At 45.8% G+C, this 14754-nt stretch carries 10 protein-coding genes; 8 read left to right on the top strand and 2 right to left on the bottom strand.

Features of this window, described 5'->3' with window-relative positions:
• Positions 1 to 214: 214 nt before the first annotated feature.
• Positions 215 to 1201: a hypothetical protein gene (locus ACRBG0_RS24985; protein WP_431489560.1), complete on the bottom strand. Its 987-nt coding sequence runs from the start codon at positions 1199 to 1201 to the stop codon at positions 215 to 217.
• 313 nt (positions 1202 to 1514) lie between these two features.
• Between ACRBG0_RS24985 and ACRBG0_RS24980 the strand changes: the two genes are divergently transcribed.
• The 7 genes from ACRBG0_RS24980 to ACRBG0_RS24950 all read left to right on the top strand — a co-directional run bounded on the left by ACRBG0_RS24980 (position 1515) and on the right by ACRBG0_RS24950 (position 13190).
• Positions 1515 to 2078: an RNA polymerase sigma factor gene (locus tag ACRBG0_RS24980; protein WP_431489559.1), complete on the top strand. Its 564-nt coding sequence runs from the start codon at positions 1515 to 1517 to the stop codon at positions 2076 to 2078.
• Positions 2079 to 2251: 173 nt separating this feature from the next.
• Complete coding sequence (locus ACRBG0_RS24975) at positions 2252 to 3238, top strand: FecR domain-containing protein (RefSeq protein ID WP_431489558.1); 987 nt, start codon at positions 2252 to 2254, stop codon at positions 3236 to 3238.
• Positions 3239 to 3245: 7 nt separating this feature from the next.
• Positions 3246 to 5894, top strand: coding sequence for a carboxypeptidase-like regulatory domain-containing protein (locus ACRBG0_RS24970; protein ID WP_431489557.1), 2649 nt, complete (start codon positions 3246 to 3248; stop codon positions 5892 to 5894).
• Positions 5895 to 6164: 270 nt separating this feature from the next.
• Positions 6165 to 7826, top strand: coding sequence for a hypothetical protein (locus ACRBG0_RS24965; protein WP_431489556.1), 1662 nt, complete (start codon positions 6165 to 6167; stop codon positions 7824 to 7826).
• 148 nt (positions 7827 to 7974) lie between these two features.
• Positions 7975 to 10884: a CHAT domain-containing protein gene (locus ACRBG0_RS24960; protein ID WP_431489555.1), complete on the top strand. Its 2910-nt coding sequence runs from the start codon at positions 7975 to 7977 to the stop codon at positions 10882 to 10884.
• A 313-nt stretch (positions 10885 to 11197) separates the two neighbouring features.
• The gene (hemB, locus tag ACRBG0_RS24955) at positions 11198 to 12199 is read left to right on the top strand and encodes a porphobilinogen synthase (protein ID WP_431489554.1); all 1002 of its coding nucleotides are present in this window, start codon (positions 11198 to 11200) and stop codon (positions 12197 to 12199) included.
• A 184-nt stretch (positions 12200 to 12383) separates the two neighbouring features.
• Positions 12384 to 13190: a hypothetical protein gene (locus ACRBG0_RS24950; RefSeq protein WP_431489553.1), complete on the top strand. Its 807-nt coding sequence runs from the start codon at positions 12384 to 12386 to the stop codon at positions 13188 to 13190.
• A 19-nt stretch (positions 13191 to 13209) separates the two neighbouring features.
• On the opposite strand, the gene ACRBG0_RS24945 is transcribed toward ACRBG0_RS24950, so the two are convergent.
• The gene (locus tag ACRBG0_RS24945; protein WP_431489552.1) at positions 13210 to 13950 is read right to left on the bottom strand and encodes an NUDIX hydrolase; all 741 of its coding nucleotides are present in this window, start codon (positions 13948 to 13950) and stop codon (positions 13210 to 13212) included.
• Positions 13951 to 14130: 180 nt separating this feature from the next.
• Between ACRBG0_RS24945 and ACRBG0_RS24940 the strand changes: the two genes are divergently transcribed.
• Positions 14131 to 14754: ComEC/Rec2 family competence protein (locus tag ACRBG0_RS24940; RefSeq protein WP_431489551.1), on the top strand; the 624-nt coding region annotated here is incomplete at its 3' end.

The raw sequence follows: 14754 nt of genomic DNA, 5'->3' as shown, positions 1-14754 counted from the left end.
TTTTGCAGATGGGGCGTCTGGTTAAAAACCTATGTGTCTATGTGATAAAATTAAGATAGGGAAGTTTACCATATAGACACAGCGGTTTTTGACAGTTTCATTGGGTAATGACCAAAAAAATACCCCAAGAATTTGTCTTCGTTGCAGAAGAGCTATCCTTGGGGTAAGTATCGCAGATTAAGGTAGCAACGATGCTGGTGTCATCATTGTACGGTTACCTGCAATCACGGCGCAGTTCGCGCAATTCCATTCGGGAGTTTACTTCCAGCGTAGTACCATCTTCGGTAAAGGTAACGGTGATTGGGTAGACGATGCCGGGGCGCTCGGTAGCATCGGGATTAGCTTCTGCCCATTCCATGATGGCTGTGAGGGCTTCTTCGCGGTTGTTAACTTCTACAGAAGTACCATCAGGGAAGCCTACTGTTACTGGGAAGTTGACGGTGAAGCAAGGTTCGCCGTGGCCATCGCCAACGGAGCCACCACAAGTTTCGCGCAGGTCAGTACGGTCTTCGTCACTGCTGATCGTGAGGATAGTGCCATTCTGTAATTCCACATCATAAGGGTAGGCCAAGGTTGGCCGTTCTTCGGCGTCAGGGTTATTGATGCGCCATTCGCGGATAGCAGCAGCAAGCTCTTGGCGATCTGCCACAGTGAGATCGGTTCCGTCAGGGAATGCTACTGTCAATGGAAATACAATGTTGAAACAGTGATTTAAGCCTCCAAATTGGCCATGGCTACCGCCGCGAGGGCGATTGGGGCGGGTGGGGTCAAAACCACAGTCTTCCAGGATAATGACCAAGTCTTCGCGAGACTCAATGGTGAGAATAGCACCATCTTCCAATTGTACATCATAAGGGAACAGCAATTCAGGCCGGAAACCCCGTAATGGGCGGAATGGACGATTGTTCTGTGGTGGATTTGCCTCGAAGTACGCTACAATAGCTTCCTGAATTTCTTCGCGGCTAGCAACGGTAACCTCTGTCTCATCAGGGAATAGCACCGTTACAGGATAAACGAGGCTGAAGCAAGCGCTACATCCCATCTCGCCGGATTCTTCCATGATAGTGAGTGCTTGGATGGTAACTTCTTCAGTCGTGAACGTTTCATCGTCTTGCGTCGCACTTTCTTCACAAGCAGTAAAGAAGAACATGGAAGATAAAAGAAGTAATAAAGGGAAAAACCATTTTTTCTGAATTTGCATTTTCTTTTGTTTTTTGGTTGAAGTTATGCTTTTCAACCCTATAAGGCAGCAGGGTAAAAAAGTGTACTCATGCTTTTTTATTTTTTTTGAAAAAAAAGTTTACTGGCATGCCTTTGAATCACTAAAGGCACTTGAGAATAAGTTTATTGAGGTTGGCTAGCACGGGTTTTGATGATAATCAAAATTCGGGGTGATTCATGTTGGTGGTTCAAACACTACTCTAGCTCTTAAAAGAAGCTTTTGCAGACAAATGTGTAGTTTTGCCCTGTTATTAAGTTAAACCTGGTAATGGACTTATCGTCTATTTGCACCAATGATCAACGATTTACAATTGTGGCGGGCCTTGAAAGCTGGGGATAAAAAAGCTTTGGCAGCGATCTATCAACAAGAGGTAGATGCATTGTTTAAGTATGGGTGTCAGGTTACCCTAGACCAAGCTTTGGTAGAAGATAGTATACAGGACTTGTTTGTTGAGTTGTGGAAAAATCGTGCTACGCTGGGCGATACAGATGCGATTCGACAGTACTTGTTGGTTGCGCTGCGGCGTAAAATTATCAGACAAATAAAGCAAGGCGTAAATCGTACAGAGCGGCACCTGAAGGTGGTGGATGTAAATGCACATACCGCAGCTGTAGATGAGGTCTTGATGGAAGTGGAGGAAACAGAAAGTCAACAGAAATCAGTGAGTAAAGCCCTGAGTTTACTTAGCGAGCGGCAGCGAGAAATCTTATACCTCCGGTATTTTGAGGAAATGGACTATAAGCATATTGCCGCTGTTTTGGGAATCAATTATCAGTCGGTGCGGAATACCGCTTCGGCGGGGATGAAGGCCTTACGCAAGCTATTGGGGATACTTTTTCTGTTTTTTTTGCAATAAGGAACAGCACAAAAATAGAATTAGCGTTCGTTTTTTTAATAGTTGTCTAAGCGATACATTTTAAGCGTGTCAGCTATTGGAAAAACCTCAGAGAACGCTGAATTTATTTTTTGCGCAATAAAAGGAGTACAAAACAAGCCTTTGATGCCTTATAAGGTTAGAAGGTATAAAATATGAAGCAAGATTACCTAACATACGAACCAGAAGAGCTGGCTCAGGAAGAAGCATTTCTTCAATGGGTGCGAGGAGTAAATCCTGCTATTGGCTCACAATGGGAGGCATGGCTAGCTGCTCATCCAGACCAAATGGAAAAGGTGGAAACCGCCCGGGCGCTGGTGGCAGCGGTAAGGTGGGAGGTGCCTGCCCTTGGCGAGAAGCGTAAGGAAGCCCTCTGGGAATCGATTGATGCGGCTACTTCTGAAGCGCAAATTAAGCAGTTGCCCCAAAGCAGAAAATCAACGTGGACATGGGCCGTGGCTGCTAGTATCACAATATTACTAGCTGCTGGCTGGTGGTGGACGAACTCCTCCGTAGATACGCCGCTGATGGTAAGCACGGAACGTACGGAAACCTCCAAAGAAATTTTGCCGGATGGGTCGCTGGTAAGCATGAACGCGGTATCAAATATCACCTATGCGCCAGGGAAATGGCAAGAAGAAAGAACCATCCTACTGGAAGGAGAAGCTTTTTTTGAAGTAGAAAAAGGCAGCCCATTTATTGTAAAAACCTCGCTAGGGCAAGTAGAAGTGTTGGGAACCAGCTTCAACGTGGAAGCGCGTGACGGTATCTTTCGTGTGAATTGCTACACAGGTAAAGTAAAAGTGACGACCAGCACTGGAGAAACAACGATTTTAACCCCTCAAAAAGGTGCTTTTTTAGAAAATGGCCAACTACAAGCACGTATTATTAGTAATCGGAATGATATTGCCTGGCAAGATCAAATTCATCACTTTGATGAGGTGCCATTAGACGAGGTTTTTGCTGCACTAGAACGCCAATACACTATCTCTATTCAATACCCAGCGGATATCGGTAAGCGTCAGTATGCTGGCTTTTTTAAGAGCAATAATCTCGAACAAGCCTTGCAAACGGTATGCTGGCCACTGAGTTTGCAATTTTCGATTGATGGTCAGCGAGTGACGATCAGCGCCAATGATTAATTTCTATTTGAAAAAACCAATCACACTACTTCTTTTTTTGCTGCTATTTAGCAGCTTCCCTTTGTTGGCGCAGCAGAAGGTAACGGAGCATTTTTCTGCGACGCCACTGGAAGAGGTTTTTCAAGTATTTGGAGATAAATACGGCTTATTACTGGCTTTTGATCCTGTTGTTTTACGTGGGAAGACCATCAGTATACAGTTCCAGGAAGAAGAGATTGTGCGTTCTTTTTATCTGATTTTAGACCAATCCGGGTTGGAATACCTTACGGTGAACGAAGGGCAAATATTGATCCGACCAGCAGTTGCTCCCGAAGTTGCACCTGCGCTTACCTATCGCCATTTAAGTGGACAAGTAAAGGACGAATCTACAGGTGAACCTTTGCCTTATGCCACGATTTTTAGCACTCAACTAAACAAGGGGGCGGTGACGGATGAATCTGGAAGTTTCCGCTTTTCTTATCCTGATACCATTAATGGTGGTCTTCGATTGGAAGCCCGCTATTTGGGGTATACCCCACAACAATTAGAGGTGGGGGGAGGTACCCAGGCGGTATTTACGCTGGCTGCTTTGCCCCAATCTATTGGTGCGATTATTATTGTGACCGATGAGGCTGCAGCCTTGGGCTTGTTGCAAGACGAACAAGCGATGGTGATTCGGCCGAATGGTAAGCTCCCCAACTTGGGCGGAACGACCGATGTTTTACGTAACCTACAGCTCTTGCCAGGTGTAACTGCTTTCAATGATGGCTCAGCAGCCTTGCAGGTGCGGGGCGGTAATGCAGAAGAAAACCTTATTCTCTGGGATGGGATGCTGCTTTATGGGGTCGACCATTTTTTTGGTGCCTTTAGTGCCGTAAATGGAGCTTTGGTAAACTCGGTGGAGTTGTACAAAAATACGTTCCCTATCAGTTATGGAGGCCGCACTTCTTCTGTCGTAATGATGGCCTCTCATCCGATGACAGAACAGCAACACGAAACACAGCTAGAGCTCAGTAGCTTACTCGCCAATGCTAGTACGAGATTGAAGTTGACTAAGAGCATGGAGCTACAACTTGGCAGTAGGTCAAGCCTCAATAACCTCGCAAATACCGACCTTTTTGGCGTCTTGAACCAAGAGGTTGATCTAGGAAATGGCAATCTTCTGGATTTGATAGAAGAATCCAGGCAAATAGAAGTGCAGCCCGCCTACCGTTTTTATGATGCCAATGTGAAATGGTCGTGGCAAGCCAGTGAAAATACCTATCTGGATATTAATGCCTACCGCAGCGAAGATCACTATGATTACGACTACAGTCTTAATTTTCGTACGCGGAATCAGGGGCGATTGATCGAAAACACGACCCGTTTCCGGGAAAATAGCGATTGGGTCAATGCTGCCTATAGCCTACGCTGGCAACAGGCATGGAGTGAGAGGTGGCAGAGTGAACTGACCTTGGGTTACTCTTCTTTCAGCATTGCCGAAATAACAAGTATCGCGCTCACTCGTGAGCGATTGAACCAAAGCTTGTTGTCCGTCGCCAACGAGAATACGAGAACAAACAACCTGGAAGGTTGGCACTTTAATTGGAGCCATGAGTTGCAGCTGGATGATCAACAACAGGTATCGTTTGGGGTGCGTGGTACCAGCGAGGCAGTGAGTGTGCAGATTGCAGCAGATACGATTTCCCTATTGGCCAATGATGCGAAGGAGGATCAATTAGGTTTATACGCCGCTTATCTATGGAAAAAGGATAAATGGCTGTTGGAAGCCGGACTACATGCAACTTATTACAGTGCCACCCGGGCTATCTATTCCTCGCCCCGCCTGCAAGCAGGCTACCAAATACATGATGCCTGGCGACTGAAGGGCGCTGTGAATTATTACCACCAGTTCTTGCGGCGCTATTACCACGAAAACCGTTTTGGCCGCAGCTTTGATATATGGACCATGGCAGATGGAGAACAGTTTCCTGTGGGGAACAGTACCCAGGGGATGTTGGGATTCACGTTCCGCAAGGGCGATTTTTTGCTGGATGCCGAAGCTTATTACAAACACGGCAACGGCGTACTAGAGCACACCACCATCCTCAATCAGTTTACCGAAGAAGAGGGCGTCGCTAATGGGAATGCCTTTTACCAAGTTTCCCAGGGTACGGGAAAAGTAGTAGGCCTGGACTTACTGGTCAGCCAACGCTGGAGCCATTACACCACCTGGCTGGCGTATACGCTGAGTCGTTCGCGGCGTACCTTCAGCGAGCTTTTTCGGGGAGCTTCCTACGCCGCTCAGGATGATCGCCCCCACCAGCTACAATGGGTCAATGAATACCAATACCAGCGCTGGTCGCTGAGCGGTGTCTATATTTTTGCCAGTGGCCGCCCGTATCTGGATTTGGCAGTCTCCGATCTGGCGAATGACCGACGAGAGCGAAGTGTAAGCAGCCTGCGTCGGATACCTGCTTATCATCGAGTGGATATATCAGCCCGTTATACTTGTCCGATAGAGAAGGGGGAGTTGTACGGAAGCCTCGGGGTCTTCAATTTACTAGATCATGCCAACACCCTTTACAGCCAGCGCATTTATTCACTACCGGAAGAAAATAATCGAAATGTTCTATTAGGCAATGAATTGCAGCTGCTGGGGAGGACGGTGAGTGTGGCGGTGGGGGTGAAGTTTTGAGTGTTTTTCGTTGATTAGAATATGGGTATTTTTGAGTTTAATTAACTGATTTTAAGTCGTTAGTGTGTTTTTTTGGGTTTTTAGAAACTCAAAGAAAAATTTAATTCTGGTTTCCGTCCTTGTATTTACGCTCCTATCTTTATCTTATCAATAGGCAGGAATATCTACTGTTCTGCTAATCTGCTGAATCCTTGTAATTTAGTATATTAGCTAATGGTTGCACTGCCAGCATAATAGCAGTACTTCCCTAAAGCCAAAAACTAAGCAACTATGAAAACCTGTAAGCATCTACTCCTGGCCGTAGGCCTCTTTTTCTTTTTTAGCATATCCCTCTCTGCACAGCTGCTCGAAGCAGTCGATTACACCCCCGCACCTGGAGACTCGACGGTTTTCAATATTGAGCTACCTGCGCTGGTTTCCAAGACAAAATTCAATGCGACGCCCGCTTTCTACAAGCACCTCTTCATTTTCGGAGACGGTAATTTCCTGTTTGGCGAAAGCCAGGAGAAAGAGGGATTTAAGCACCTTTATGGACCGCCCGTTTCTACGCAGGTACAAAATTATTTTGCACGGGCTTACTCCACGGGAGTATACAGTGAGCCAGAGGAACCACCTCTAATGAGTGCTCCTCCTATTGCACCACCTGTTTCCGGTTCAATCACCAATAAAACAGTAGTTGACTCTAACCGCTATTTGAAAATACTTCGTAATATTCAGGTTAGACCTGGAGATCCATTTGTATCAGTGCTATCGGTAAAAAACCCTAGTGATGTTCCTTTCAATGGGCAACTCTTCTTCTTGTATAATGGCCAATTGCGTACGGTGTCAAAAACAGAAGTAACCGAATTGCCGGAGTTTAGTGATTTTAAAATCCGGGAAAATATGTTCCATCGCCCGGATGTGGGGAGTACTACGACTTTCCATTATTCGAAATTAGGGCCAGTAAATACGGAGTACAAAGGTTTACTATTGGCAGAGATTTTCAATCTGGCTCCTGGTGATGAGGTACACTATTTTGTAGATATGGAAGGAAATGAGGCGATGATGGATATGTTTGATGCAACGGTAAAAGCAGAAATGGATTTTGCTGTAGCACTAGGCGCCTTCTCGGATGACAATGGCTATCCCGTTTTGACACCGGAAAATTTACAGCAAGAGTTGTCTGATTTGGGACTCAGTACTTTTGTGGGTGGACTGGCCCAAGGTATTCTTCCAGACAGCGTCAGGCTTTATGCGCAGAATGGCGATAGTACGGTGACCAGTAGTGATCTCTTTTCGCCCCAGGGTGGCGCACCAGTCATATTGGATTATTATACCTCTACTGCCAGTCTCGTCAAATCACACGACCCCAACTTTATGATCATGGAGGCTTGTGCTTGTCCAGCGCAAAGTGATCGTTACCAGATTTTTACTACCGTCCAATGTGAAAACACGGGATTTGGTGAAACCAATAATATCTATATGGATGTTAAGTTGCCTGTTGGAGTCAGTGCAGATGACGTTGTCGTTACGCCCGTGAAGTACCATCCCTTTGGTGGCCCTGCGGATCAGATTTCCATGATTAAATTGAGCGATGATAGTATCCGTTGGGAGTTGCTCAATTTTGGAATTGAAGGCACACCGCTGCATGGCGTTGGTGATCCTCGGACTTTTGCGAATGTACAATTCCACATGTATAGTAGTATTGAGCCAGCCTTACTGGACTCTATCTACGCGTGCATTCGCTTTGATGACTTGAGTAATGACCCGGTATGTACCGTACCAGTGGCCGTAAGCTTGATTGACTCCGATTCAGGAGCAGGTCAGGTATTACAGTGCTCTGTAGGAGAATGTGCTGATGATCCTACGCCTACAGCCTGGCCTTGGTGGGTTTGGTTGTTACTGATTCTACTAGCGATTTTAATCATTATTTGGTTAATCAGAAGGAATTAATCATTTCCTTTTATAGTGTAAGTAATCTTCTACACTATAGGCTTAATTTGGTGTTATCTCTTAAAATTAAGAAGCGCGAGAGTTTCTAGGTTTTTGCAATTCGCAAAAGCGGGAGTAATTTTCTATTTCTTATCAAAGCCTGTCTACCTTGAAGTTATTCCTAGGTTTTTCCAGAGCCATGTTGTTTTTGTTTTTGTTCAATTGCTTTCATTTGAATGCATTAGGGACAGAAACTCAACATGAAGATGCACTTGAAAACATTTCTTCACTCATTAAAGACGGGGAATACGAACAATCCTTAAGGGAAACAGAAGTTGCCTTAAAAGGGCTTCAAGATTTAGATAGTTTGTATTTATTCCTCGATTTAATAAAATCAGTAGGGACTCAATTGAGAAAGGCGGGTGTTCCGAAATTGGCCGAAACTACTTTTCTTCGAGGGAATCCAGAAAATTTATGGCGAATACCTTCTTCTGAAAGGGAAAAATCAAAGGCAGCTTGGTTGTACGTACAGGTTGGTTACAATTATTATATGGAGTTAGGTGAGTATAAAGATGCTCGGAATGCCTATGAATTTGCACTTCAGTATATTCCTGAAACAGAATTACATGGAGATAAAGTGGCTAGATATATTTTCAAGGAACTCGGTAACATATACACACGCTTAGGAGACTATTCTGCTGGTGAGACGATGATGAAAAAGTATCTCTCTGTAATGATTGAATTGAAGCAATTTGATTTGGTTGCTAGAGGTTACAATGATTTGGGTTTGTTATACAGTAATTGGGATAAACTAGAAAAGTCGCAAAAGGCTTATGAAAATGCCTTAAATCAAACCATTGACGACAGAGGAATCCGTACGATGATATTACTTAATTTAAGTGATTTGTTTGTTAAAGGAAATAACCTAGAAGCTGCTACAGCTCAACTTGTACGGGCAAAAAAAATATTGGTCAATATAGACAATGGGGAAAAGGTTGATAATAGATTTGACTTCCTTTTAGGGAGTATTTTTAAAAAACAAGCCCTCATCCACTCCGAACAAGGCGATTTCGCAGCAGCCTTAACCGCACTAGACCAAGAGTTTCACCATCTTCAGCTTTATTACGAAAACACCCAACGCCGAGAATTCGGTAAGCATTACGTTCAAAAGGGGCTGCTCTTTTTCGAGATGGAAGACTACCCCAAATCACTCGCCCAATTCCAGTTAGCACTACAATCGGTGCTTTACAATTATTCTCCCAAAGGGGAACATGACCTCCCTTCCCCTGCATCTTGCTACGCGGAAAATACCATCATGGAAGCACTAGCGGGCATGGCTTCCGTTTATCAGGCATGGAACAAGGCAAAACCCAATACTTTTTACCTAGAGCAAGCGCTGGCTTGTTACGAACTGATGCATACGGTCGAACAGGCGCTGCGCCAAAGTTACCTCTACGAAAGCTCCAAGCTTTTCAATCTGGAGGAAAGCCGTGAGCAAAGCGAGAATGCCATTCGGGTCGCTTACGAGCTTTATGAAGAAACGCACAGCGAAGCACTACTCTACCAAGCTTTTGTTTTTGCAGAACGCAACCGCAGCAGCCTACTTCGCGAGGCTTTTCGGGCCAGTAAAGCTGCTGCTCAGGCCGGAATCAGCGAAGCGGAACTGGCCGAAGAAGGCGAACTCCAACGCGCCGTCAGCACAGCCCAGGAAGAACTCTTTCACCTGCGAACAGAACAAGGCGTTGCCGATAGCACTCTTCAGGCGGCCGAGCAATCCCTGCTAAGTGCACAAGACGCCATACGCAACTGGCTCCAGGCCCTGGAAACCCGCCATCCCCGCTATTATCAGCTCAAGTACGCAGATGAGGTACCCACGCTGGCGCAGCTCCAACAAATGCTGGGTCGCAAAGAACAACTGATCGAATATTTCCTCGGAGAAGAAGCCATCTTTGTTTTCAAAATAGACCGCAAAGGGATTTACCTTCAGCAACTCTCCCGGCCGGAGAATCTCACCCCACGAATACTCGCCTGGCGGGGAGCTATCGAAAGCTACCAACTGCCCGGCGCAGACCGCACCCAACTTACGGCCGACTATCAGCGAGAGGCTTATCGTTTGTACCAAGAATTACTGGCGCCGGTGCTGCAAGGAACCGAAGGGAAATCACTCTTGCTCGTTACCAGTGGGATGCTTGATTTGTTGCCCTTTGAGGCACTGCTCACGCAGGAGGTAGCATCAGGTACGTCTTTTAATGATTATCCTTACCTCCTGCGGGAATACCCCATCAGCTATACCTATGCCGCCAGTTTGCAGTGGTCATTGGCTCAGTTGGAACGCCACAAGGGCGACGTTGGCGGTTTCGCGCCGGCTTTCTCGGGCCAGTCGGGCTGGTCTGCCTTGTCGTGCAGTGCCGATTTGCTGGAGTCCACCATCGGCCAGGCATCGGGCAATCTTTTCCTGGGGGAGACCGCCACCATTGCACAGTTACAGGCCCAGGCAAAACGCTTCCGGCTCCTGCACCTGGCTACCCACGCGCAGGCCAATCCGGAGCAAGGCGATTTCTCCTTTATCGTTTTCAGCGATGGCGTAGGAGGTTACGATTCTCTGTTTGCCAAAGACCTTTATTTGTATGATCTGGAAACAGAATTGGTCATCCTCAGCGCCTGTGAAACGGCTTTAGGGACCCTCTACAACAGCGAAGGGGTCATCAGTTTGGCGCGAGCCTTCCATTATGCCGGCGCCCGTTCGGTGGTGAATACCCTTTGGCAAGTCAACGAAAGCGCAAATTGCGACCTACTGGAAGGGTTTTATACTTTTCTGGACAAAGGCCAGGATAAGCGAACGGCCCTTCAGCAGGCGAAACTGAGCTACCTGCAAAATGCCGATCCCCGCGGAGCTCATCCGGTCTATTGGGCGGGCTTTCAACTTCTCGGAAACACCAGACCTCTGGATGCTGGTTTTCCTTGGTATGGTTGGTTGGTAAGTTTGATAGTGGTTGGTTTGATGGTTGGATATTTCAGGAGAAGTAAGGCAAAGTCGGAGGTGGGAAGTGGGAAATCGGAATTATTTCAGGAGGTATAAATTAGAACGCCCCTCCCGATTCCCATTCTTTATCCTTAATTTTGCGCACTGGTATTAATTATACCAAATACTGGTTCAGCAAGTTGAATTTGTAAGGTTGAGATTGTTGTATGTTTTTAGTGCTTTCCTAAAGTTTTGGAACCGTTCCGATTTATCGGAATACCACCACGTCGGCGATAGCCGCGTTCCCCGCTAGCTTTAGCTAGCACTACCGTGATCCCGAGCATCGGGAGAATACCTCCCACGAGGAGTGGAAACAATCAATCGTAAATTCCTCAAATTTAAGCTGTTATAGCCCAAAAAATCAAAAAGAATGCTTCAGCGTCCACGTCGAAACCGCCGCTCGGCGGCTATTCGGGGGATGATTCGGGAAACCCGTCTCAGTCCTTCTCAATTGGTACAACCTCTTTTTTTAGTTCCTGGAAAGGGTGTGAAAACGGAAGTGCCCTCTCTGCCTGGTACCTATCGCTGGAGTATAGAACTGATGCTCGAAGAAATTGATGCTTGCCAAAATCTGGGGATCAACAACTTTATTCTTTTTCCTGCCGTTCCTGATGAACTCAAAGACAAGGTGGCTACTTATAGCTACGATCCGCAGAATTTCTACTTGCAAGCTGCGCGCACGATCAAGGAACGGTTTCCTGCTATCTGCCTCATCAGTGATGTAGCGATGGACCCTTACAGTATCGACGGGCACGACGGCCTGGTAGGGGAGGGGCAAATTCTCAATGACCCGTCTTTACCCATCTTGGCAAAGATGGCGGTAGCTCAGGCCGAGGCAGGCTTCGACGTCTTGGGGCCTAGTGATATGATGGATGGTAGAGTAGGCTACTTGCGAGAAGCATTGGATGCTGCTGGTTTTACCCAAACGGGTATCATGTCTTACACCGCCAAGTATGCCAGCGCTTTTTATGGCCCCTTTCGGGCTGCGCTCGATAGTGCGCCGCGTGAAGATGCCGATATCCCCAAGGATAAGAAAACCTATCAGATGGATCCCGCTAACGCCCAGGAAGCCCTACGCGAGGCAAGATTGGATACCGCAGAAGGAGCCGATTTTCTGATGGTCAAACCCGCGCTCAATTATCTGGATATTATCGCACTGTTGAAGTACGAGAGTGAATTGCCGATAGCGGCTTACCATGTCAGTGGCGAATGTGCCATGCTTTTGGCTGCATGTGGTAATGGCTGGTTGGATTACGAGCAAGCCATGCCCGAAACTTTACTGAGCATTCACCGTGCCGGAGCAGATGTGATCATCACCTATTTTGCCAAAGATTATGCCCAACGGGTACACGACGGTAGGCTGAAGTACTAAATTTAAGATAACTTTTCAATTTATTCCATAAATTTACGACCTGCCAAGCAGCGAAGTAAATTTAAGGGCGTTTCCTTAATAGTTCAAAGCTTGGAAGGGGGTAACCCCCCTGTCAGTTCTTACACCACGCGCACTTTTCTGAAGGTTATCCCCAATACTTAATGCATCAACAATACTTAATCTTATGTACCGGAATCATTGCGCGGTATTTGTTTTCCTTTCTCTGGCATTAACCTTCTCCGGCTGTAAGTTGGAAAACCTCAATGATCCGATCATTGTACCTTTGGTAGACAAAGAGTTTAGCCTTGATTTGGGGCAGGTGCTAGGTGTTACGACACTTTCCAACCTGGAATTAGAGATGTACACTATTGAAGAGGAGGATTGTTTGAATACAAAAATTCTCAGCAATTATAATCGTACTGGCCGCAATATCAGCCTTACGCTTTATGATATTCTTGACCCTGAGGTATGTGACCCAGGGCCAGCTCCAGCAACAGGCTCCCAATTGGTGACAGATGCTAGTCCGGATGTTTATACCCTTACCATTGAACTCCAGGATGTTGTAAGTAATGCAGGTACGCTTACGGTTACAGAAGATATGTATAAGGTGGTGATGGAAGAAGAAAATGGTATCAGCTGGCTTCACACCGAACTCCGTAAGATACCAGAGGATGTACTTTGGGGTTACCTGGTTTATAATAATACTGAAGAGGAAAACCAGATATCGACCTTGGTGTCAGAAATCAATGATTTGGGTAGCGAGCCAAATTTGACCAACGGCTATTATGGTTATTTTTCAGTGATTAATTCCGGTGACATTACGGAATTAAAAGATGCTCCGATTACCAATAACCTGATGACTATTTTAGTGAAATATACGGGTGAGACTACCGAAATTGACCAAAAAATTAGTGAGTTTCTGGCAACACCGGGGAATGAAGCTATTGAATTAGTACTCTTGGATAGCGAAGGGAATGAATGGCGGAATTAAACCCTAACCATGCTTTACTTTAATTCGAAAGTGATGGCTTAGGCTCCTTACGTTTGCTTTCTTTTACTTCAAAAGAAAAGCCATCTTGTAAGAATTCTTCGTACTTATTGCTGTCAAATTTGTAAAGCTTTGCTGGCCGGTGAGCTACACCCTCCTGCATCTCTTCCAGATCAATCAATAGATTCATCGAAAGGATTTTCTTGCGAAAATTACGCTTGTCCAAATCCGTTTCTAAAATAGCCTCATAAAGGTGTTGCAGCTCTGTAAGCGTAAACTTCGGAGGCAGCAATTCGAAGCCTACCGGCCGAATACGAACCTGCCGTTTGAGGGTTTGAAAACAAACGTTGATCATCTCTTCGTGATCAAAGGCCAAGTCTAGGGCAGAAATATCAGATACACTAAACCACCGTACTTCTTTAGCTACATCATTGTCTGGTGTAGGATTAAAGTCGGCAATTTTTACAAGCGAGTAATAGGCAACGGTGATCACCCGTCCGACGGGATGGCGATCTACTGCGCCAAAGCTTTTGACTTGCTCAAGGAAAACGTTGTCAATACCAGCCAGCTGTTTTAGCACTCGCCGGGCAGCTGTGTTCAGATCTTCATCAGGTAAAACGAAATAGCCAGGTAGTCCCCAGTGATTGTTGTAGGGTTCTTCCTGCCGTTTGATCAGTAAAATCTTTAGATCACTTTCATCAAAACCAAAGATCACATTATCGACGGTGAAGGCCGACTTGAAATAGGTATTAAGATTTTTCACGTTTCCTGTTTATTCGTCGCTGCGCTTTCTATAAATCTGAGGCTAAGGTAATAATTCTTGATGTTATATAAACAGGTAGTCTGTTCATTTAGTGTATTTTGTACACTAGGTGGCTGAGAAGGTCATTAAAAATTGAAAAAAAGACTAAATTAAGCCCTGCCAAAATATTTTTCATTATCAATGATGCCCACTGATCAGAAAATTCCGTGGCGAGAAATACCACTCTTGCGTTTGTTGCTGCCCTTTGGGGTGGGGATTTTTTTGGGTTATCGTTTTCTTTCTGAAATCAGTGCTGTCTTTTTTGCCGGAGGCTTAATTTTAGGAGCTTTAGCCCTTCTTTTTTGGGGCCGTTTGGCTTTGTCACTTCCCATAAATCGCTTTTGGAGTATCATGACGGTCTTCTGGTGCCTGGGCTTTGGTGCTTTTCTTGTGCAGCAAGAGGAAGAACTTTCGCAGACCTCTCATTTTGTTCAGCAAGCTGTTTTTGCAGAGGATTCGATGTTCCTTTGGTCAGGAAAGATTGATGAGTTGCGTGTTGGGGCTGATCGAATTCGGTTGGGGGTTCACGTCAATGCAATCAATACAAAAGGAGGTAGCGAGCCGACAGCCTGTACAGGCCGGTTATTATTGTATTTACCTGCTGACAGCCTGAGTATCAAGTTATTGCCTGGCCAAGAAATTCAATTCAAAGCAGCCCCAGAGCGGATTACAGCCCCTTTAAATCCCGATGCCTTCGATTTTTCGGAATGGCAGGCACGTAAGGGCGTTTACCATCAGGCTCGAATATCTGAGCAAGACTGGATG

The organism is Lewinella sp., assembly GCF_050633125.1.
GTDB lineage: Bacteria > Bacteroidota > Bacteroidia > Chitinophagales > Saprospiraceae > Lewinella.
The sequence above is the reverse complement of the archived record's forward strand: the minus strand, read 5'-3'. Positions and strand labels throughout refer to the sequence as shown.

Excerpts from the sequence above, each read along its gene's own strand:
- ACRBG0_RS24985 (WP_431489560.1), bottom strand. The coding sequence starts at position 1,201 with ATGCAAATTCAGAAAAAATGGTTTTTCCCTTTATTACTTCTTTTATCT.
- ACRBG0_RS24980 (WP_431489559.1), top strand. The coding sequence starts at position 1,515 with ATGATCAACGATTTACAATTGTGGCGGGCCTTGAAAGCTGGGGATAAA.
- ACRBG0_RS24975 (WP_431489558.1), top strand. The coding sequence starts at position 2,252 with ATGAAGCAAGATTACCTAACATACGAACCAGAAGAGCTGGCTCAGGAA.
- ACRBG0_RS24965 (WP_431489556.1), top strand. The coding sequence starts at position 6,165 with ATGAAAACCTGTAAGCATCTACTCCTGGCCGTAGGCCTCTTTTTCTTT.
- hemB (WP_431489554.1), top strand. The coding sequence starts at position 11,198 with ATGCTTCAGCGTCCACGTCGAAACCGCCGCTCGGCGGCTATTCGGGGG.
- ACRBG0_RS24950 (WP_431489553.1), top strand. The coding sequence starts at position 12,384 with ATGTACCGGAATCATTGCGCGGTATTTGTTTTCCTTTCTCTGGCATTA.